We start from the raw sequence: 19690 nt of genomic DNA on the forward strand, positions 1-19690 counted from the left end.
TGGACGAGTCCGTAAATCGAATGCGCGTGCTATAGGCTCGTCGGTGGCATCAGGCATCCTTGGATGTAAAACGATCCATCGCCCTGGCGGCCCCCCCATAGTCTGAGACGGGGGCTCCGCCCCCTGCTTCTCTTCAAGAAAGGTGCGGACCGGCGTGGCCGACCGTCTCATCGTCCGTGGCGCGCGCGAGCACAATCTCAAGAACGTCTCGCTCGACCTCCCGCGCGACTCCCTCATCGTCTTCACCGGGCTCTCGGGGTCGGGCAAGTCGTCCCTCGCGTTCGACACGATCTTCGCCGAGGGGCAGCGCCGCTACGTCGAGTCGCTCTCCTCGTACGCCCGCCAGTTCCTCGGCCAGATGGACAAGCCGGACGTCGACTTCATCGAAGGTCTGTCGCCCGCGGTCTCCATCGACCAGAAGTCGACCTCGCGCAACCCGCGCTCGACGGTCGGCACCATCACCGAGGTCTACGACTACCTGCGTCTGCTCTTCGCGCGCATCGGCAAGCCGCACTGCCCCGAGTGCCGCCGGCCGATCACCCGCCAGTCGCCGCAGGCCATTGTCGACAAGGTGCTCGAACTGCCGGAGGGCAGCCGCTTCCAGGTGCTCTCGCCGCTGGTGCGCGAGCGCAAGGGCGAGTTCGTCGACCTCTTCGCCGACCTCCAGACCAAGGGCTACAGCCGCGCGCGCGTGGACGGCGAGACGATCCAGCTCTCCGAGCCGCCCAAGCTCAAGAAGCAGGAGAAGCACACCATCGAGGTGGTCATCGACCGCCTCACCGTGAAGGACTCCGCCAAGCGCCGCCTCACCGACTCGGTGGAGACCGCGCTCGGGCTGGCCGGCGGCATGGTGGTGCTCGACTTCGTCGACCTGGCCGCCGACGACCCCGAGCGCGAGCGGATGTACTCGGAGCACCTGTACTGCCCGTACGACGACCTGTCCTTCGAGGAGCTGGAGCCGCGCTCCTTCTCCTTCAACTCGCCCTTCGGCGCCTGCCCCGACTGCACGGGCATCGGCACGCGCATGGAGGTCGACCCCGAGCTGATCATCCCGGACGAGGAGAAGTCCCTCGACGAGGGTGCGGTCTCCCCCTGGTCGCTCGGCCACACCAAGGACTACTTCGCCCGCCTGGTCGGCGCGCTCGCCGAAGAGCTCGGCTTCCGTACGGACATCCCCTGGGCGGGGCTGCCGCAGCGCGCCAAGAAGGCGCTGCTGTACGGCCACAAGACGCAGATCGAAGTGCGCTACCGGAACCGGTACGGACGGGAGCGCGCGTACACGACCTCCTTCGAGGGCGCCGTGCCGTTCGTCAAGCGGCGCCACTCGGAGGCGGAGTCCGACGGGGCGCGCGAGCGCTTCGAGGGCTATATGCGCGAGGTCCACTGCCCGACCTGTGAGGGCTCGCGACTGAAGCCGCTGGTCCTCGCGGTCACCGTGATGGACCGCTCGATCGCCGAGGTCTCCGCGATGTCGATCAGCGACTGCGCCGACTTCCTGGGCGAGCTCAAGCTCAACGCGCGCGACAAGAAGATCGCCGAGCGGGTCCTGAAGGAGGTCAACGAGCGGCTGCGCTTCCTCGTCGACGTCGGCCTCGACTACCTCTCGCTCAACCGCGCCGCCGGGACGCTGTCGGGCGGCGAGGCCCAGCGAATCCGCCTCGCCACCCAGATCGGCTCGGGCCTGGTCGGCGTGCTGTACGTGCTGGACGAGCCGTCCATCGGTCTGCACCAGCGGGACAACCACCGGCTGATCGAGACGCTGGTCCGCCTGCGCGACATGGGCAACACGCTCATCGTCGTCGAGCACGACGAGGACACCATCAAGGTGGCCGACTGGGTCGTCGACATCGGCCCCGGCGCCGGTGAGCACGGTGGAAAGGTCGTCCACAGCGGCCCGTTGAAGCAGCTCCTCGCCAACAAGGAGTCGATGACGGGGCAGTATCTGTCGGGCAAGAAGTCCATCCCGCTGCCGGACGTACGGCGCCCCGCGGACCCGTCGCGCCAGCTCACCGTGCACGGCGCCAAGGAGAACAACCTCCGGGACATCGCCGTCTCGTTCCCGCTGGGCGTGCTGACCGCGGTCACCGGTGTCTCCGGCTCCGGAAAGTCGACCCTGGTCAACGACATCCTCTACACGCACCTGGCGCGCGAGCTGAACGGCGCGCGGGCGGTCCCCGGGCGGCACACGCGCGTGGACGGCGACGACCAGGTCGACAAGGTCGTCCACGTCGACCAGTCGCCGATCGGCCGTACGCCGCGGTCGAACCCGGCGACCTACACGGGCGTATTCGACAACGTGCGCAAGCTGTTCGCCGAGACGATGGAGGCGAAGGTACGGGGGTACCTCCCGGGCCGGTTCTCCTTCAACGTCAAGGGCGGCCGCTGCGAGAACTGCTCGGGCGACGGCACGATCAAGATCGAGATGAACTTCCTGCCGGACGTGTACGTGCCGTGCGAGGTCTGCCACGGGGCGCGCTACAACCGGGAGACGCTGGAGGTCCACTACAAGGGCAAGTCCATCGCCGAGGTCCTCGACATGCCGATCGAGGAGGCGCTGGACTTCTTCGAGGCGGTGCCGACGATCGCCCGTCACCTGCGGACGCTGAACGAGGTGGGGCTTGGCTACGTCCGGCTCGGCCAGTCGGCCCCGACGCTGTCGGGCGGCGAGGCGCAGCGCGTGAAGCTGGCGTCGGAGCTGCAGAAGCGGTCTACGGGGCGGACGGTGTACGTCCTGGACGAGCCGACGACCGGCCTCCACTTCGAGGACATCTCGAAGCTGATCAAGGTCTTGTCGGGACTCGTCGACAAGGGGAACTCGGTGATCGTCATCGAGCACAACCTCGACGTCATCAAGACGGCGGACTGGGTCGTGGACATGGGCCCCGAGGGCGGCAGCGGGGGTGGCCTGGTGATCGCCGAGGGGACGCCGGAGCAGGTCGCGTCGGTGGCCGCGAGCCACACGGGGAAGTTCCTGCGCGACATTCTGGGTGCGGACCGGATCAGCGACGCGGAGCCGACTCCTGTGCGGAGGGTGGCGAAGCGGGCGCCGGCGAAGAAGGCGGTGGCGAAGAAGGCGGTGGCCAAGGCCCCGGCCAAGAAGGCGGCGTCCCGGGCCCGGAAGGCCTGAACCACTCGGTCCCGGGGGTTTCGGCCCCCGGGGCCCCGGTTGTCCGGCTGCGGGCCGGTGGCCGTGCGCGGGGCTTCGCCCCGGCCCCGGGGGTTTGCCCGCCCGCCCGCCCGTTGCTGGGGTCGGGAGGGCTCGGCTCCTGGGGGCTTCGCCCCCAGACCCCGTGTTTGTCTGCGGGCTCGGTGGGGGCTGGTCGCGCAGTTCCCCGCGCCCCTAAAGGCTGGCAGAAGGGGGCGCGGCCAAGATTCAGCCCCTCCGGCGTTTGAGGAGCGGGGCAGGGGCCGCAGGCCGCGCCCTTCAGGGGTGCGGGGCTGTGACATGTGTGGCTCCGCCGCGTGGGCGCGGCCAGCCGCAGACGGCCTGCAGACGAACGGGGTCCGGGACGGAGCCCTTCAGGGGTGCGGGGCTGTGACATGTGCGGCTCCGCCGCGTGGGTGCGAGCAGCCGCAGACAGCCCGCAGACGAAACCGGAGCCCGGGGCGAAGCCCCGAAGCGGGGGCGGGGCCTCAGGCCCCCCGAGGGGGTACGGGGGCGGAGCCTCCGCACCGGAGGTCCGGGGCGTAGCCCCCGGGAGAACCACCTCCACCCCCACCCACCCCCGGAGGGTTTAGGGAACGGGCGGGGTGGGGGTGCTCAGGGACCCGGCGTGTGGCGGCTGCGCGCCCCGCTGCCCGCACGTCAGGGCCGCCGCGTGGGCCGCGTACGCGAGCGCGGCGGACCACGCGGACGCGGACAGGGGCCCCCGCCCCGCCACCGCGTGCAGCAGCGCCGCGTTCACCGTGTCCCCCGCCCCGATCGTGTCGACCACCTCGACCCGCTCGCCCGGGACGGAGACCTCGTCGCCGGACCGGGTCCACACGGTCATCCCCGCCGCGCCCCGCGTCAGGACCACCGCCTCCGGCCCCGCCGCCAGCCACTCCTCCACCCCGCCGCCCAGCCACGCCGCGTCCTCCTCGGACAGCTTCAGGAGGGACACGTACGGCAGCCAGGAGCGGAAGCGGGCCCGGTAGGCGTTCGCGTCCGGGACCAGGCCGGGGCGGACGTTCGGGTCGAGCAGGGTGAACACGCCCCGCCCCGACTCCCGCCGCAGCAACGCCTCGTACGCACTGGCCCCGGGCTCCAGGACAAGCGAGCACGTGCCGAGCGCCAGCGCCCGTACACCGGAGGGGAGTTCGGGCGGCAGCTCGAAGAGGCGGTCCGCGGTGCCGGACGCGTAGAAGCCGTATCCGGCGGCCCCGTCCGCCCCGACCGCCGCCACCGCCAGCGTCGTCGGCTCGGGGCCGCGCTGGACCAGGGAGGTGTCGACACCGGCGGCGCGCAGGCCGTCGAGGAGGGCCTCGCCGAAGCCGTCCGTCGACACGCGGGAGCAGAACGCGGTCTTGGCGCCGAGGCGCCCGAGGGCCACCGCCGTGTTGTACGGGCCGCCCCCCAGCCGGGGCGACAGGGGGCCCAGCCGGTCGCCGGGGCGCTCGGGGACGAGGTCGATGAGGGCTTCTCCGGCGACGACGATCACGCGGCCGAACGTACACCCATCCGGACCGGTCCCGTCCAGCCCCGGCCCCGCCACTACCCACCCCTCCGCCCCACAGCTCCCGCCGGTATCGTCGGATACGTCACCAACCCCCCATGACCTGTGGAGACCCCATGTCCGGCCAGCCCGCCGCCCGTCGTACCGTGCTGAAAGGCGCGGCCCTCGCCGGGGCCGCCGGGCTGGGAGTGGCCGCCTGCTCCACCGACTCCAAGCTCGGCCACGCCGAGACGCCGACCCCGACCGCGCCGGTCACCCTGGGCGCGCCCGAGGAGATCCCCGTCGGCGGGGCCAAGCTCTACCGCGAGCAGCGCGTGATGGTGTCCTGCCCGGCCAAGGGCGAGTACAAGGCGTTCAGCGCCCAGTGCACCCACGCCGGCTGCGTCCTCGACAAGATCGAGGACGGGCACGGGAACTGCCCGTGCCACGGCAGCCGCTTCAACGTGATGACCGGCCAGCCGGTCCACGGCCCGGCGACCGTCCCGCTGCCCTCCGTCCCGGTGAGGGTCAAGGACGGCAAGCTCGTCGCGGGTCCGGACGCCTAGCCGTACCGCCTACGTACTACGTACGTAGGCGGACCGTTACGCCCAGTCCCAGCCGATCCCCAGGATTCCCGGCCGTACCCCCTGCTCGACCAGGTGCACCGTCCGGTGCCGGCCGCTCAGGGTCAGGTCGCCGCGGGGTGAGCGGGTCGAGCCGGTCGACGTCTGGCTGAAGCGGCGGCACCGGACCGGCAGGGCGTGCTCGTCGAAGCGGACCTGGAGCACGTACTGGCCGCCCGCGAAGCTGAAGCCGCGTACGTACTCGCTGCTCGCCCCCGCCGTGCCGTCCTCGAAGCCGTAGCCGAAGAGGTACGTCTCACCGGCCCGCAGTCGGGCGTCGAACAGCAGCTCGGCCACCAGGACGCCGGTCTCGGCGTCCCAGCGCACCCGGCCGGTGCGGCAGTTCTCGGCGGCGCGCACCCGGATCCGGGACGGGTCGCCGCCCGGGTCGCCGTGGTGGATGGCCAGGTAGCGGTCGACGCCGTCGCGGTGGGCCCGCACCACCTGCTGGGAGTCGCGGCCGAGCAGCTCCCGGTGCGCCCCGATGCTCACCCGCTCATGGTGGCCGACGGTGTGCAGCCCGCCGTCCACCGGTGACTCCATTCCGGTTATCAGCCGCTCGACGGCGCCGGAGGCCTCCACCAGGGAGCGGTAGGAGCGGCCCGCCGGGCGTTCCGCCTCGCGCGCGTCGCCGTCGTCGAGCAGCCGCAGCAGCGACCGCTCCGGCAGCCCGAGGACCTCCTCCAGGGCGCGCACCGCCCGTAGCGACTCTGCGCGCTGCGGGCGCCGGGCGCCCTGCTGCCAGTAACTCAGGCTGGTCACGCCGACCTTGACGCCGCGCCCGGCGAGATGGTGCTGCACGCGTTGGAGCGGAAGTCCGCGGACGGCGAGCGCGGCGCGCAGCGCCAGGTGGAACGGGCCGGTGTGCAGCACCTGTGCCAGATCGGCATCGGTGTGGAGCATGGGGGACTCCCTCGGGACTGCTCGGATCTCGGTGGGGGTGGCCGTACAGGGCGGCCTGGTTCAACTGCGCTGCTGGTCCGGGGGGTCGGACCGCGCAGTGAACGTTCACGGCGGGGGGTGGTCAAGGGGCGCCGCGGGACCCGGGTGGCCTGGTGGGCCTGGAAGGCCTGTTCACATGGCGGCCACTCCGTTCACACCCGTGTCTCACCCCGCATTGAAGCGCGTTGACCAGCTCACGACAACGTTCGATGCTCACCGAAAGCGTCCGGACGCGCTCCTCCAATCCCCACACCCCCCGCTTCGGGAGGAACGCGATGCACAACCGCAAGAGACGGCTCTCGGCCCTCGCCCTCGTGGTGACGGCCCTGCTCGTCGCCCCCACGGCGAGCGCCGTCGCATCCCCGCACGAGCACGGCGCCACCACAGCCGCCACCACCACGACCGCCGCCACCGACACCCGTACCGCCGCCGACTCGCCGTCCGCCACGGCAGCCACGTCGAAGCAGCTCAACATCACCATGCAGGCCCAGCAGAAGAACAACTGGTGCTGGGCCGCCAGCGGAAACACCATCGCCACCTGGTTCGGGCGCAACTACAGCCAGAACCAGTTCTGCAACGCCGCCTTCGGGCGTCAGCAGGGCTACGACTGCCCCAACTGGCAGGCGGACCTGGGCAATGTGCAGAACGCCCTGGGCTGGGCCGGGATCAACTCCGGCTCGTACGTCACCGGCTGGCTGCGCTACTCGACCGTACAGACCGAGATCAACGCCGACCGGCCCATGGAGAGCCGGATCCAGTGGTCCAGCGGCGGCGGTCACATGCATGTGATCTACGGGTACGACACCGCAAACAGCTGGGTCTACTGGGGAGACCCGTGGCCCTCCAGCAACCGCTACAACTGGGCCTCGCACGACTGGTACGTCGACAACGACTCGTTCTCGTGGACCCACTCGCTCTACCGGATCGGGGCGTGACGACGATGACCCAGCGACGTCTGTCCTCCGCCGCCGTCGCGGCGCTGCTCACCGGCCTCGCCGGTCTCTGCGCCCCGTACGCGGCGGCCGCCGACAACCCCACCCCAACGGCCGACTCCAAGGCGGCCGCCCACCGGGCGGCCGCGGCCCCCGCCACCCTCGACACGCTCTCCCGCTTCTTCGCCCGGGACGGCAAGGTGTCCCTGACCACCGCCGCCCCGCGCATCCAGGGCGACGCGGTGCCCGTCTACACGCTCTCCCCGGAGTTCGTCGCCGGGCGGGCGGGCGCTCCCGTCGCGAAGCTGGAGTACCTCGCCTCCACGGCCGTCTCCTCGGACGGCCAGAAGGCCTCCCTGTGGTCCGTTCCGCAGGGCACCACCTGGAAGGTGGTGAACATAGCCACCGGTGACGACGAGTCCCGCTATGCCGCGGCGGGCGCGGGCAGGCTGCCGGGCGGCACCGTCTTCCAGGAGCCGCAGATCAACGCCTGGTACGTCCAGAAGGGCGCCACCGTGCTTCCCCTGGACGAGGACGCGGTGCGCGCGGTCGGCGCCAGGGGCACCACCCTGGCCGCCTACCGGCAGCGCGTCCAGCGGGCCTACGGCGACAAGCTGCCCGGCTCCGCGTACGCGAAGTCCGGCAAGGCCGGGGGGTACGGGCAGAGCCCTGAGGAGGTCCGGGCCCAGGCCGCGTCAGCCGGCCACGGCGGTGGGACGGGCACGGCCGGGGTCACCTCGGTGACGGCCGGTGCGGGTGCGCTCGCGGCGGCCGGCCTCGGCGCGGTGGCTCTGCGCCGCCGCAGGCGCGGGGCGAACCGGGGGTAGGCAATTCCCCTGACCGTGTGACCGGCCACGGATCGTGCGTGGCCGGTCGCGCGGTTTCCGCGCCCCGTGAAACCGCGTTGTCGGTCCCCGCCAGTAGGGTGGTGGACATGGCAGACCCCTCCACCTACCGCCCCAAGCCGGGACAGATCCCCGACTCGCCGGGGGTCTACAAGTTCCGGGACGAACACCGCCGGGTGATCTACGTCGGCAAGGCCAAGTCCCTGCGCCAGCGGCTCGCGAACTACTTCCAGCCGCTCACGAGCCTGCACCCGCGCACGGCGACGATGGTCACCACGGCCGCGTCCGTGGAGTGGACGGTCGTCTCCACCGAGGTCGAGGCGCTCCAGCTCGAATATTCGTGGATCAAGGAGTTCGACCCCCGCTTCAACGTCAAGTACCGCGACGACAAGAGCTATCCGTACCTGGCGGTCACCCTCAACGAGGAGTTCCCGAGGGTCCAGGTGATGCGCGGCGCCAAGAAGAAGGGCGTGCGCTACTTCGGTCCGTACGGACACGCGTGGGCGATCCGCGAGACCGTGGACCTGATGCTCCGCGTCTTTCCCGTACGGACGTGCTCCGCCGGGGTGTTCAAGCGCTCCGCCCAGATCGGCCGGCCCTGTCTGCTCGGCTACATCGGCAAGTGCGCGGCCCCCTGCGTCGGCCGGGTGACGCCCGAGGAGCACCGCGAACTGGCCGACGACTTCTGCGACTTCATGGCCGGGCGCACCGGTACGTACATCCGCCGCCTGGAGAAGGAGATGACGGCGGCGGCCGAGGAGATGGAGTACGAGCGGGCCGCGCGGCTGCGCGACGACATAGGGGCGCTGCGCCGGGCCCTGGAGAAGAACGCGGTGGTCTTCACCGACGCCACCGACGCGGACCTGATCGCGGTCGCCGAGGACGAGCTGGAGGCGGCCGTCCAGATCTTCCACGTCCGCGGCGGGCGTGTGCGGGGCCAGCGCGGCTGGGTCACCGACAAGGTCGAGGCCGTCGACACGGCGGGCCTGGTCGAGCACGCCCTCCAGCAGCTGTACGGGGAGGAGACCGGCGACTCCGTACCGAAGGAGGTGCTGGTCCCGGCGCTGCCCGAGGACACCGGGTCGGTCGGCGCCTGGCTGGCCGGGCGGCGCGGGTCGCAGGTGTCGCTGCGGATCCCGCAGCGCGGCGACAAGAAGGACCTGATGGCGACGGTCGCGCGCAACGCGCAGCAGGCGCTCGCGCTGCACAAGACCAAACGCGCCTCCGACCTGACCACCCGCTCCCGGGCCCTGGAGGAGATCGCTCAGGCCCTTGAGCTGGGAAGCGCCCCGCTGCGGATCGAGTGCTTCGACATCTCGCACCTCCAGGGCGAGGACGTGGTGGCGTCCATGGTCGTCTTCGAGGACGGCCTGGCCAGGAAGAGCGAGTACCGGCGCTTCCAGATCAAGGGCTTCGAGGGCCAGGACGACGTCCGGTCCATGCACGAGGTGATCACCCGCCGCTTCAAGCGCTATCTGGCCGAGAGCGCCCGGCTGGGGGAGTGGGCGGACGGTGAGGAGGGCGAGGGCGCCGAGGCGGGCCCGGCCCCCTCCGGCGAGGTCCCGGCGCCCGGCGAGGCCGCCGTGGAGGCCGGGCCCCGCACCGAGGACGGGCGGCCCAAGCGGTTCGCCTACCCGCCGCAGCTCGTGGTCGTCGACGGCGGGCAGCCGCAGGTGGCGGCCGCCAAGCGGGCCCTGGACGAGCTCGGGATGGATGACGTGGCGGTCTGCGGGCTCGCCAAGCGCCTGGAGGAGGTCTGGCTGCCGGACGACGACGACCCGGTCGTCCTGCCCCGCTCCAGCGAGGGGCTGTATCTGCTCCAGCGCGTGCGTGACGAGGCCCACCGGTTCGCCATCACCTATCAGCGGGTCAAGCGGACGAAGAGGTTCAAGGCGAGCCCGCTGGACGAGGTGCCGGGCCTGGGCGAGTCCCGCAAACAGGCTCTGGTCAAGCATTTCGGCTCGGTGAAGCGGCTCCGGTCGGCGACAATCGAGGAGATCTGCGAAGTTCCCGGGATAGGCCGCAAGACGGCCGAGACCGTGGCGGCGGCCCTGGCGCGGACAGCCCCGGCCGCACCCGCCGTGAACACGGCGACAGGAGAGATCATTGAAGACGACGGGGGAACCGCGAAATGACTGAGCACGACCGAACAGAAGCAGAAGCTGGAGCCGAAAACGTGAGTACGGGCACGACGAACGACGCCGCCGCAGAGGCGGCCATCCCCGAGCTGGTGATCATCTCCGGGATGTCCGGCGCCGGACGCAGCACCGCCGCCAAGTGCCTGGAGGACCTCGGCTGGTTCGTCGTCGACAACCTGCCGCCCGCGCTGATCCCCACCATGGTGGAGCTCGGCGCCCGGTCCCAGGGCAATGTGGCCCGCATCGCCGTCGTCGTCGACGTGCGCGGCCGCCGTTTCTTCGACAACCTCCGCGAGTCGCTGGCCGACCTGGACTCCAAGCAGGTCACCCGGCGGATCGTCTTCCTGGAGTCGTCCGACGACGCGCTGGTGCGACGCTTCGAGTCGGTGCGCCGCCCGCACCCGCTCCAGGGTGACGGCCGGATCGTCGACGGCATCGCCGCCGAGCGCGATCTGCTGCGCGAGCTGCGCGGCGACGCCGACCTGGTGATCGACACCTCCAGCCTCAACGTCCACGAGCTGCGCGCCAAGATGGACGCCCAGTTCGCCGGGGACGAGGAGCCGGAGCTGCGCGCCACGGTGATGTCGTTCGGTTACAAGTACGGCCTGCCGGTCGACGCCGACCTGGTGGTGGACTGCCGCTTCCTGCCGAACCCGCACTGGGTGCCGGAGCTGCGCCCGTTCACGGGTCTGAACGAGGAGGTGTCGGGCTACGTCTTCAACCAGCCGGGCGCCAAGGAGTTCCTCAACCAGTACAGCGAGCTGCTCCAGCTGATCGCGACCGGCTACCGCCGCGAGGGCAAGCGGTACGTGACGGTCGCCGTGGGCTGCACCGGCGGCAAGCACCGCTCCGTCGCGATGTCCGAGAAGCTGGCCGCCCGCCTCGCCTCCGAGGGGATCGAGACCGTCGTCGTACACCGGGACATGGGGCGCGAGTGAAGGTGTACCGACGGCGCACGAGCGGACCGGTGCTGCGCACCGGCCGCAAGCGTGGCGCCCAGCCCAAGGTCGTCGCCCTCGGCGGCGGCATGGGTCTCTCCGCGTCGCTCGCGGCGCTGCGCCGGATCACCGGCGACCTGACCGCCGTCGTCACCGTGGCCGACGACGGCGGTTCCAGCGGCCGGCTCCGGGAGGAGCTGGGCGTACTGCCGCCGGGCGACCTGCGCAAGGCGCTGGCGGCGCTCTGCGGCGACGACGACTGGGGCCAGACCTGGGCCCGGGTCATCCAGCACCGCTTCCAGTCCCAGGGCGAGCTGCACGAGCACGCGGTCGGCAATCTGCTGATCGTGGCCCTGTGGGAGCAGCTGGGTGACCATGTCCAGGCGCTCGACCTGGTCGGCAAGCTCCTCGGGGCGCACGGCAGGGTGCTGCCGATGTCCGCCGTCCCGCTGGAGCTGGAGGCGCTGGTCAGGGGCCACGACCCGGCCCGCCCCACCGACGTGGACACGGTCCGCGGCCAGGCCACGGTGGCGCTCACCCCGGGCGAGGTGCAGTCCGTCAACCTGGTCCCGCACGACCCGCCGGCGGTCCCGGAGGCGGTGGAGGCCGTCCTGGACGCCGACTGGGTGGTGCTCGGCCCGGGGTCCTGGTTCTCCTCGGTCATCCCGCACCTGCTGGTGCCCGAGCTGCTCGACGCGCTCACGGTCACCAAGGCCCGCAAGGTGCTCTCGTTGAACCTGGCGCCCCAGCCCGGCGAAACCGATGGCTTCTCTCCGCAGCGTCATTTGGAGGTTTTGGGACGACACGCCCCTAAACTCGCCCTGGACGTGGTGCTGGCCGACGAGGCCGCCGTGCCCGACCGCGAGTCCCTCGCCGACGCCGCCAGGCAGCTCGGTGCCGTGGTCGAGCTGGCGGCGGTCGCCGCGCCCGACGGGTCCCCGAGACATGACCGGGAGCTGTTGGCCGCCGCGTACGACCGTATTTTTCGGATGCATGGAAGGATCGGCCCATGGCGATGACGGCAGCGGTGAAGGATGAGATCTCCCGGCTCCCCGTCACCCGGACCTGCTGCAGAAAGGCGGAGGTCTCGTCGATCCTGCGGTTCGCGGGCGGCCTCCACCTGGTCAGCGGCCGCATCGTGATCGAGGCGGAGCTGGACACCGCGATGGCGGCGCGCCGGCTCAAGCGGGACATCCTGGAGATCTTCGGCCACAGCTCCGAGCTGATCGTGATGGCTCCGGGCGGGCTGCGCCGCGGTTCGCGCTTCGTCGTACGGGTGGTGGCGGGCGGCGACCAGCTGGCGCGCCAGACCGGCCTCGTGGACGGCCGGGGCCGCCCCATCCGGGGTCTCCCGCCCCAGGTGGTCTCGGGGGCCACCTGTGACGCCGAGGCGGCCTGGCGCGGGGCCTTCCTCGCCCACGGCTCGCTCACCGAGCCGGGCCGCTCCTCCTCGCTGGAGGTGACCTGCCCGGGTCCGGAGGCGGCGCTCGCGCTGGTCGGCGCGGCCCGCAGGCTGCAGATCCCGGCCAAGGCCCGTGAGGTGAGGGGCGTGGACCGGGTTGTCGTGCGGGACGGGGACGCGATCGGTGCCCTGCTCACCCGGCTCGGCGCGCACGATTCGGTGCTGGCCTGGGAGGAGCGGCGGATGCGCCGCGAGGTGCGCGCCACGGCCAACCGCCTGGCCAACTTCGACGACGCCAATCTGCGCCGCTCGGCGCGGGCCGCCGTCGCCGCCGGGGCCCGCGTCCAGCGCGCCCTGGAGATCCTCGCCGACGAGGTGCCCGAGCACCTGGCGGCCGCCGGGCGGCTGCGCATGGAGCACAAGCAGGCCTCCCTGGAGGAGCTGGGCGCGCTCGCCGACCCGCCGCTGACCAAGGACGCGGTGGCGGGCCGGATCCGCCGGCTGCTCGCGATGGCCGACAAGCGGGCCCAGGACCTGGGCATCCCCGGCACCGAGTCCAATCTGACCGAGGAGATGGCGGACGGCCTGGTCGGCTGATCGGGGGACCGCTCCCTCCGCTTCGCGCCGGTGCCCTTCTCGTACCGCTGTCAGCTCTATGGTTCAACTTGCTGTGACCGGCGCCCACTTGGTGGGCGCCGGTTCCGGTTTCACCACCCTTCCATGGTATTGACATGATCATGAAGTGTCATGAGCCTGGCGTCTGTCCACTTTCGTGGCACACAACAGCAAGGGGGGCCAATGAGACGCAGAGCGAGAGCGATCCTCGCCGCGGCTTCACTGCTCACGGCCGGCCTGGCGGCGGTACCAGCCGCTCACGCCAGCCCGGGCGGCGGCGGAGGTGAAGGACTCTCCGTCTGGTACGCCAACGTCACCAAGGCGCAGCTGCCACTGCTGCTCCAGCAGGGCGCGGACGGTCAGGAACTGACAGCGCAGGTACCCGACCGGGGGACCGCCAAGGTCGAGCTCTACCTCACCCAGAAGCAGGCCGGCACGCTGAGGAAGCAGGGCGTCGACCTCACCGAGCACATGCTCTCGACGGCGACCGAGAAGCGCCTCAAGGCCCAGGGAGACGGCGTCTTCCGCCCCTACAGCGGGGACAACGGGCTGCGGAAGGAAATCGTCGACACCCAGCTCGCCCACCCGGCCCTCACCAAGGTCGAGTCGATCGGCAAGACCGTCAAGGGCCAGGACATCCTCGCCCTCAAGCTCACCAAGGGCGCGGCCAGGAGCCGCGACGGCTCCAAGCCCTCCGTGCTCTACATGTCGAACCAGCACGCCCGTGAGTGGATCACCCCGGAGATGACCCGGCGGCTGATGCACTACTACCTCGACAACTACGGCAAGGACCCGCGGATCACCAAGCTCGTGGACTCCACCGAGCTGTGGTTCGTGCTCTCCGCCAACCCCGACGGGTACGACTACACCTTCACCGGCACCCAGCAGCGCCTGTGGCGCAAGAACCTGCGCGACAACAACGGCGACGGGAAGACGGCCCCCGGCGACGGCGTCGATCCCAACCGCAACTTCCCGTACAAGTGGGGCTACGACAACGAGGGTTCGTCCCCCGACCCCGCCGACGAGACCTACCGCGGCCCCTCCGCCGGCTCCGAGCCGGAGACCCGCGCGCTGGACGCCTTCGAGAAGCGGGTCGGCTTCGGCTACGCCATCAACTACCACTCCGCGGCCGAGCTGCTGTTGTACGGCGTGGGCTGGCAGGTCGCCACCCCGACCCCGGACGACGTCCTCTACAAGTCGCTGGCCGGCACGCCCGAGAAGCCCGCGATCCCCGGTTACCACTCCCAGCTCTCCTCCGAGCTGTACACGACCAACGGCGAGGCCGACGGCCACGCGGGGAACGTCAACGGGATCCATATGTTCACCCCGGAGATGTCGACCTGCCAGACCGCCTCCCGGATCGACCCGGGCGACCAGTGGAAGCCCGGTGACTGCCAGTCGGTCTTCAACTTCCCGGACGACGAGAAGCTGATCCAGCAGGAGTTCGCCAAGAACATCCCGTTCGCGCTGGCCGTCGCCGACACCGCGCGCCAGGCCGACCAGCCGGTCTCCCCGGTCGGCATCGAGGCCCCCGACTTCACTCCGGACGCCTTCACCACCTCGTACGCCCGCGGCGAGGACCAGGAAGTCGCCGTCACCGTACGCAAGTCGGTGCGCGACAAGACCCTGAACTACCGCATCGACGGCGGCCGTACGCACACCGAGGACCTCACGGCCTGGAAGGGCGGCGACGTCTACGGCGGCGAGGACAACATCCACTTCGACCAGTACCGGGCCACCGTCGAGGGCGCGGACACCGGCTCCAAGGTGGAGGTCTGGTTCACCGGGCGCACCCGGGCCGGCAAGCGCACCTCCAGCACGCCGTTCACCTACACCGTGGCCGCCCGGCCCAAGGGCGACACCCTGGTGATCGCGGAGGAGGGCGGCACCGCGCCCGCCCAGCACGTCGGCGCGTACACCAAGGCGCTCGCCGACAACGGCCGCAAGTCCGCGGTCTGGGACGTGGCCACCCAGGGCACCCCGAGCGCGCTCGGCGTGCTCAGCCACTTCAGGACGGCCGTCTGGTACACGGGTGCCGAGCGGCCCACCGCCGCGGTCACCGTGGCCGTGCGCGACTACCTCAACGAGGGCGGCCGGCTCGTCAACGCCGGTGAGAAGGCGGGCGGCACCGTCGACCTCGGCGGCGCCGACTCCGACGACTTCGCCCAGTACTACCTCGGCGCCTACAACCGCGTCGGCCTGAAGTCCCCGCCGGCCTTCGAGGGCGCCGGGAAGCTGGCGGGCGCCAAGGCGGCACTCGGCGACGCAGGCGACAATCCGCTGGACCTGGCCGGGGCGTACACGATCACCTCGGACACGCTCAAGCCCGACCAGTTCCCCCAGTTCAAGAGCGCGGCCGCGGGCAGCTACCCGGGGATCCGCACCCCGTTCGAGCCTGCCGCCGGCGACTGGTTCGCGGCGGCCGAACACCAGGACAGCGCCTATATGCGACTGTCCAGGACCGTCGACCTGAGCGGCACGGCGGCGGCCGCCAAGCCGAGCCTGCAGTTCCAGCTCAGCTATGACACCGAGCCCGGCTTCGACAACGTGATCGTCGAGGCGCACACGGTCGGGCAGGAGGACTGGACGACCCTGCCGGACGCCAACGGCGGCACCAGCACCGCGGTGCCCGCCCAGTGCGAGCAGGGCTACTACGTCCAGGGCCACCCGTTCCTGGCGCACTACCTCACCGTCGGCTCCGGCGCCTGCGCGTCGACCGGCACCTCGGGCGCGTGGAACCGGTTCACCGGCTCCTCCAACGGCTGGCAGCCGGTCTCGGTCGACCTCAGCGCCTACGCGGGCAAGCAGGTCGAGCTCTCCCTCTCCTATGTGTCGGACCCCGGCACCGGTGGGGTGGGCGCCTTCGTCGACGACACCAGGCTGGTCATCGGCGGCACCGCACAGGGCGCCGAGGGCTTCGAGACGGCGCTCGGCCCGTGGAGCGTGCCGGGACCGCCGGCCGGCAGCCCCGGCAACGCCGGCGACTGGGCCCGCTCCCAGGCGCTCTTCCACTCCCAGGCGGCCGTCACCACCCACGACACCGTGCTGCTCGGCTTCGGCCTTGAGCACGTGCCGGCGGCGGCCGACCGCAAGAACGTGATCGGCAAGGCGCTCCGCGCGCTGAGGGACTGATCCGGTCCGGGCGCCCCCGTGCTGAGCACCGGGGCGCCCCCCTACCCCGGACATCACGCTCCGTAGTCGGGACGAAAGTCCCCCCGGCGGCCCTTACCCGTTGGTAGGTATGGGCCGTCGGCCATGTCCGGGCCGTTGGGGCCGCTCATGGGGTGCGCTCGATGTCACTCCACGGCTCCGGGAGAGGTAGGGTCATAAGCGGTCGGGGACATCCCATACAACTCGCCGGCGTCGAAAACCGGCGTACCTAACGAGGAGATCGGTTCGTGACGATCCGCGTAGGCATCAACGGCTTTGGCCGCATCGGGCGCAACTACTTCCGCGCGCTGCTGGAGCAGGGTGCTGACATCGAGATCGTGGCTGTCAACGACCTGGGTGACACCGCGACCACTGCTCACCTGCTGAAGTACGACACGATTCTGGGCCGTCTCAAGGCCGAGGTCACGCACACCGCCGACACCATCAGCGTCGACGGCCACACCATCAAGGTGCTCTCCGAGCGCAACCCGGCCGACATCCCCTGGGGTCAGCTGGGCGTCGACATCGTCATCGAGTCGACCGGCATCTTCACCAAGAAGGCCGACGCCGAGAAGCACATCGCCGGTGGCGCCAAGAAGGTCCTCATCTCGGCTCCGGCCAAGGACGAGGACATCACCATCGTGATGGGCGTCAACCAGGACAAGTACGACGCGGCCAACCACCACGTCATCTCCAACGCCTCCTGCACCACCAACTGTGTGGCGCCGATGGCCAAGGTCCTCGACGAGAACTTCGGCATCGTCAAGGGCCTGATGACGACGGTCCACGCGTACACGAACGACCAGCGGATCCTGGACTTCCCGCACTCGGACCTGCGCCGCGCCCGCGCCGCCGCCGAGAACATCATCCCCACCACCACCGGTGCCGCCAAGGCCACCGCGCTGGTGCTCCCCAAGCTCAAGGGCAAGCTCGACGGCATCGCGATGCGCGTCCCGGTCCCGACGGGCTCGGCCACCGACCTGGTCGTGGAGCTGGAGCGCGAGGTGACCAAGGACGAGGTCAACGCCGCGTTCAAGAAGGCCGCCGAGGGCGAGCTGCAGGGCATCGTGGCGTACACCGAGGACCCGATCGTGTCCTCCGACATCGTCGGCGACCCGGCCTCCTGCACCTTCGACTCCTCCCTGACCATGGTCCAGGAGGGCAAGTCGGTGAAGATCCTCGGCTGGTACGACAATGAGTGGGGCTACTCGAACCGCCTCGTCGACCTCACCGTCTTCGTCGGCGGCCAGCTCTAAGTCTGATAAGTCTCAGGGCAGGCATCTCGATGTGAGCACAGGGCTCGGGCAGCGCAACGATGCGCCGCACGAGCCCTGTCGCTTGCCTCGTCCTTCTCCAAGGAGTCGCAGAAACACATGAAGACGATCGACGAACTTCTCGCCGAGGGCGTCTCCGGCAAGCGGGTATTCGTCCGCGCCGACCTCAATGTGCCGCTCGACGGCACCGCCATCACCGACGACGGCCGCATCCGCGCCGTCCAGCCGACGATCGCCAAGCTCGCCGAGGCCGGCGCGCGCGTGGTCGTCGCCTCGCACCTGGGCCGCCCCAAGGGCGCCCCGGACCCGGACTTCTCGCTCGCCCCGGCGGCCGCGCGGCTCGGTGAACTGCTGGGCGCGGACGTCGCGTTCGCCACCGACACCGTGGGCGCCTCCGCCAAGGAGACCGTCGCGGCGCTGGCCGACGGCCAGGTCGCCGTCCTGGAGAACCTGCGCTTCAACGCCGGTGAGACGAGCAAGGACGACGCCGAGCGCGGCGCCTTCGCGGACAAGCTCGCCGAGCTCGCCGACGTCTACGTGGGCGACGGCTTCGGCGCGGTGCACCGCAAGCACGCCTCGGTCTTCGACCTGCCCGCGCGGCTGCCGCACGCGGCCGGCTTCCTCATCGCCACCGAGGTCGGCGTCCTGAAGAAGCTCACCGCCGACGTCAAGCGCCCGTACGTGGTGGTGCTCGGCGGCGCCAAGGTCTCCGACAAGCTGGCCGTCATCGACCAGCTGCTCGGCAAGGCCGACCGCATCCTCATCGGCGGCGGCATGGCGTACACCTTCCTCAAGGCCAAGGGCTACGAGGTCGGCATCTCGCTGCTCCAGGAGGACCAGATCCCGGTCGTCACGGAGTACATGGAGCGTGCCGAGGCGAACGGCGTCGAGCTGGTCCTGCCGCTCGACATCCTGGCCTCGGGCGACTTCCCGGACCTGAAGACCAAGGCCCCGGCCGACTTCATCACCGTCGACGCGGACAAGATCCCCGCCGACAAGGAGGGTCTGGACATCGGTCCCAGGACCCGTGAGCTGTACGCGTCGAAGATCGCCGACGCCGAGACCGTGTTCTGGAACGGTCCGGTCGGTGTCTTCGAGCACCCCGACTACGCCGGCGGCACCCAGGCCGTCGCCCGGGCGCTCCTGAACTGCGACGGCTTCACCGTCGTCGGCGGCGGCGACTCCGCCGCGGCCGTGCGTACGCTCGGCTTCGACGAGAACGCCTTCGGTCACATCTCGACCGGCGGCGGCGCGAGCCTCGAATACCTTGAGGGCAAGACGCTTCCCGGCCTTGCCGCACTGGAGGACTGAACACCGTGACCACGCGTATCCCGCTGATGGCCGGCAACTGGAAGATGAACCTCAACCACCTTGAGGCCATCGCGCACGTCCAGAAGCTCGCCTTCGCCCTGGCCGACAAGGACTACGACGCAGTCGAGGTCGCGGTCCTGCCGCCCTTCGTGGACCTGCGGTCGGTGCAGACCCTGGTCGACGGCGACAAGCTCAAGATCAAGTACGGCGCCCAGGACCTCTCGGCCCAGGACTCCGGTGCCTACACCGGCGAGATCTCGGGCCTGATGCTCTCCAAGCTGAAGTGCACCTATGTGGCCGTGGGCCACTCCGAGCGCCGTCAGTACCACCAGGAGAGCGACGAGCTCTGCAACGCCAAGGTGAAGGCCGCGTTCAAGCACGGTCTGACCCCGATCCTCTGCGTCGGCGAGGGCCTGGACATCCGCAAGGCCGGCCAGCAGGTTCCGTACACGCTGGCCCAGCTGGACGGCGGCCTCAAGGACGTCCCGGCCGAGCAGGCCGAGTCCGTCGTGATCGCGTACGAGCCGGTGTGGGCCATCGGCACCGGCGAGGTCGCCACCCCGGAGGACGCCCAGGAGGTGTGCGGAGCCATCCGCGGCCGCCTCGCGGAGCTCTACTCGCAGGCGCTGGCCGACAAGGTCCGCATCCAGTACGGCGGCTCGGTCAAGGCCTCGAACGTGGCCGCGATCATGGCGCAGCCGGATGTCGACGGGGCCCTGGTGGGCGGCGCGGCGCTGGACGCCGAGGAGTTCGTCAAGATCGTCCGCTTCCGCGACCAGTGAGTATGCGGTAGCGCGGATCCGTCGTACCCTTGCGGGGGTCGGGCTCGGGACACGGAAGACGTCCCCCCGGCCCCCGTCGCCATATCAGTCCTAGGAAGTTGGTC

The 19690-nt window shown here is 70.8% G+C and carries 14 protein-coding genes; 12 read left to right on the forward strand and 2 right to left on the reverse strand.

Annotated elements, in window-relative coordinates; translation table 11 throughout:
* Nucleotides 1-154 precede the first annotated feature (154 nt).
* Nucleotides 155-3127, forward strand: a complete 2973-nt coding sequence (uvrA, locus tag ACFWA7_RS11605) for an excinuclease ABC subunit UvrA (protein WP_385822513.1) — start codon at nucleotides 155-157, stop codon at nucleotides 3125-3127.
* A 607-nt stretch (nucleotides 3128-3734) separates the two neighbouring features.
* Here the strand turns inward: uvrA and ACFWA7_RS11610 are convergent.
* Nucleotides 3735-4640, reverse strand: coding sequence for a carbohydrate kinase (locus ACFWA7_RS11610; RefSeq protein WP_385822515.1), 906 nt, complete (start codon nucleotides 4638-4640; stop codon nucleotides 3735-3737).
* A gap of 131 nt (nucleotides 4641-4771) precedes the next feature.
* On the opposite strand from ACFWA7_RS11610, the gene ACFWA7_RS11615 reads away from it, so the two are divergent.
* Entirely contained in the window at nucleotides 4772-5200 is a 429-nt protein-coding gene (locus ACFWA7_RS11615) for a Rieske (2Fe-2S) protein (RefSeq protein WP_385822517.1), read from the forward strand.
* A 36-nt stretch (nucleotides 5201-5236) separates the two neighbouring features.
* On the opposite strand, the gene ACFWA7_RS11620 is transcribed toward ACFWA7_RS11615, so the two are convergent.
* A complete protein-coding gene (locus ACFWA7_RS11620; protein WP_385822520.1) occupies nucleotides 5237-6160 on the reverse strand; it encodes a hypothetical protein in 924 nt (307 codons plus the stop codon).
* Between the two features lie 314 nt (nucleotides 6161-6474).
* On the opposite strand from ACFWA7_RS11620, the gene ACFWA7_RS11625 reads away from it, so the two are divergent.
* From ACFWA7_RS11625 to tpiA, 10 genes are all read left to right on the forward strand, one after another.
* Entirely contained in the window at nucleotides 6475-7134 is a 660-nt protein-coding gene (locus ACFWA7_RS11625; RefSeq protein ID WP_385822521.1) for a papain-like cysteine protease family protein, read from the forward strand.
* A 5-nt stretch (nucleotides 7135-7139) separates the two neighbouring features.
* Nucleotides 7140-7958 (forward strand): hypothetical protein, encoded by an 819-nt coding sequence (locus ACFWA7_RS11630; RefSeq protein WP_385822585.1) that lies wholly within the window; start codon nucleotides 7140-7142, stop codon nucleotides 7956-7958.
* Nucleotides 7959-8065: 107 nt separating this feature from the next.
* A complete protein-coding gene (gene uvrC, locus ACFWA7_RS11635; RefSeq protein ID WP_385822523.1) occupies nucleotides 8066-10111 on the forward strand; it encodes an excinuclease ABC subunit UvrC in 2046 nt (681 codons plus the stop codon).
* Nucleotides 10108-11052 (forward strand): RNase adapter RapZ, encoded by a 945-nt coding sequence (gene rapZ / locus ACFWA7_RS11640; RefSeq protein ID WP_385536963.1) that lies wholly within the window; start codon nucleotides 10108-10110, stop codon nucleotides 11050-11052. The genes uvrC and rapZ overlap by 4 nt, the downstream gene beginning before the upstream one ends.
* Complete coding sequence (yvcK, locus tag ACFWA7_RS11645) at nucleotides 11049-12071, forward strand: uridine diphosphate-N-acetylglucosamine-binding protein YvcK (protein ID WP_385536960.1); 1023 nt, start codon at nucleotides 11049-11051, stop codon at nucleotides 12069-12071. Before rapZ ends, yvcK begins: the two co-directional genes overlap by 4 nt.
* Nucleotides 12062-13051: a DNA-binding protein WhiA gene (gene whiA, locus ACFWA7_RS11650; protein ID WP_371652041.1), complete on the forward strand. Its 990-nt coding sequence runs from the start codon at nucleotides 12062-12064 to the stop codon at nucleotides 13049-13051. Before yvcK ends, whiA begins: the two co-directional genes overlap by 10 nt.
* 201 nt (nucleotides 13052-13252) lie before the next feature.
* Nucleotides 13253-16201: a M14 family zinc carboxypeptidase gene (locus tag ACFWA7_RS11655; protein ID WP_385822525.1), complete on the forward strand. Its 2949-nt coding sequence runs from the start codon at nucleotides 13253-13255 to the stop codon at nucleotides 16199-16201.
* A gap of 266 nt (nucleotides 16202-16467) precedes the next feature.
* Entirely contained in the window at nucleotides 16468-17475 is a 1008-nt protein-coding gene (gene gap / locus ACFWA7_RS11660) for a type I glyceraldehyde-3-phosphate dehydrogenase (RefSeq protein ID WP_385536952.1), read from the forward strand.
* Nucleotides 17476-17592: 117 nt separating this feature from the next.
* Nucleotides 17593-18804 (forward strand): phosphoglycerate kinase, encoded by a 1212-nt coding sequence (locus ACFWA7_RS11665; protein WP_385536950.1) that lies wholly within the window; start codon nucleotides 17593-17595, stop codon nucleotides 18802-18804.
* A 5-nt stretch (nucleotides 18805-18809) separates the two neighbouring features.
* Nucleotides 18810-19586 carry a triose-phosphate isomerase gene (gene tpiA, locus ACFWA7_RS11670; RefSeq protein ID WP_385536947.1) on the forward strand — a complete coding sequence of 259 codons (777 nt, stop codon included), beginning with the start codon at nucleotides 18810-18812 and terminating at the stop codon, nucleotides 19584-19586.
* Nucleotides 19587-19690 lie beyond the last annotated feature (104 nt).

The sequence above is a fragment of the Streptomyces sp. NPDC059994 genome, assembly GCF_042737755.1.
Lineage (GTDB): Bacteria > Actinomycetota > Actinomycetes > Streptomycetales > Streptomycetaceae > Streptomyces.

Bases quoted from the DNA above. Each gene is read 5' to 3' on its own strand.
- ACFWA7_RS11615 (WP_385822517.1), top strand. From the start codon at position 4,772: ATGTCCGGCCAGCCCGCCGCCCGTCGTACCGTGCTGAAAGGCGCGGCC.
- ACFWA7_RS11620 (WP_385822520.1), bottom strand. From the start codon at position 6,160: ATGCTCCACACCGATGCCGATCTGGCACAGGTGCTGCACACCGGCCCG.
- ACFWA7_RS11625 (WP_385822521.1), top strand. From the start codon at position 6,475: ATGCACAACCGCAAGAGACGGCTCTCGGCCCTCGCCCTCGTGGTGACG.
- ACFWA7_RS11630 (WP_385822585.1), top strand. From the start codon at position 7,140: ATGACCCAGCGACGTCTGTCCTCCGCCGCCGTCGCGGCGCTGCTCACC.
- uvrC (WP_385822523.1), top strand. From the start codon at position 8,066: ATGGCAGACCCCTCCACCTACCGCCCCAAGCCGGGACAGATCCCCGAC.
- rapZ (WP_385536963.1), top strand. From the start codon at position 10,108: ATGACTGAGCACGACCGAACAGAAGCAGAAGCTGGAGCCGAAAACGTG.
- whiA (WP_371652041.1), top strand. From the start codon at position 12,062: ATGGCGATGACGGCAGCGGTGAAGGATGAGATCTCCCGGCTCCCCGTC.
- ACFWA7_RS11655 (WP_385822525.1), top strand. From the start codon at position 13,253: ATGAGACGCAGAGCGAGAGCGATCCTCGCCGCGGCTTCACTGCTCACG.
- ACFWA7_RS11665 (WP_385536950.1), top strand. From the start codon at position 17,593: ATGAAGACGATCGACGAACTTCTCGCCGAGGGCGTCTCCGGCAAGCGG.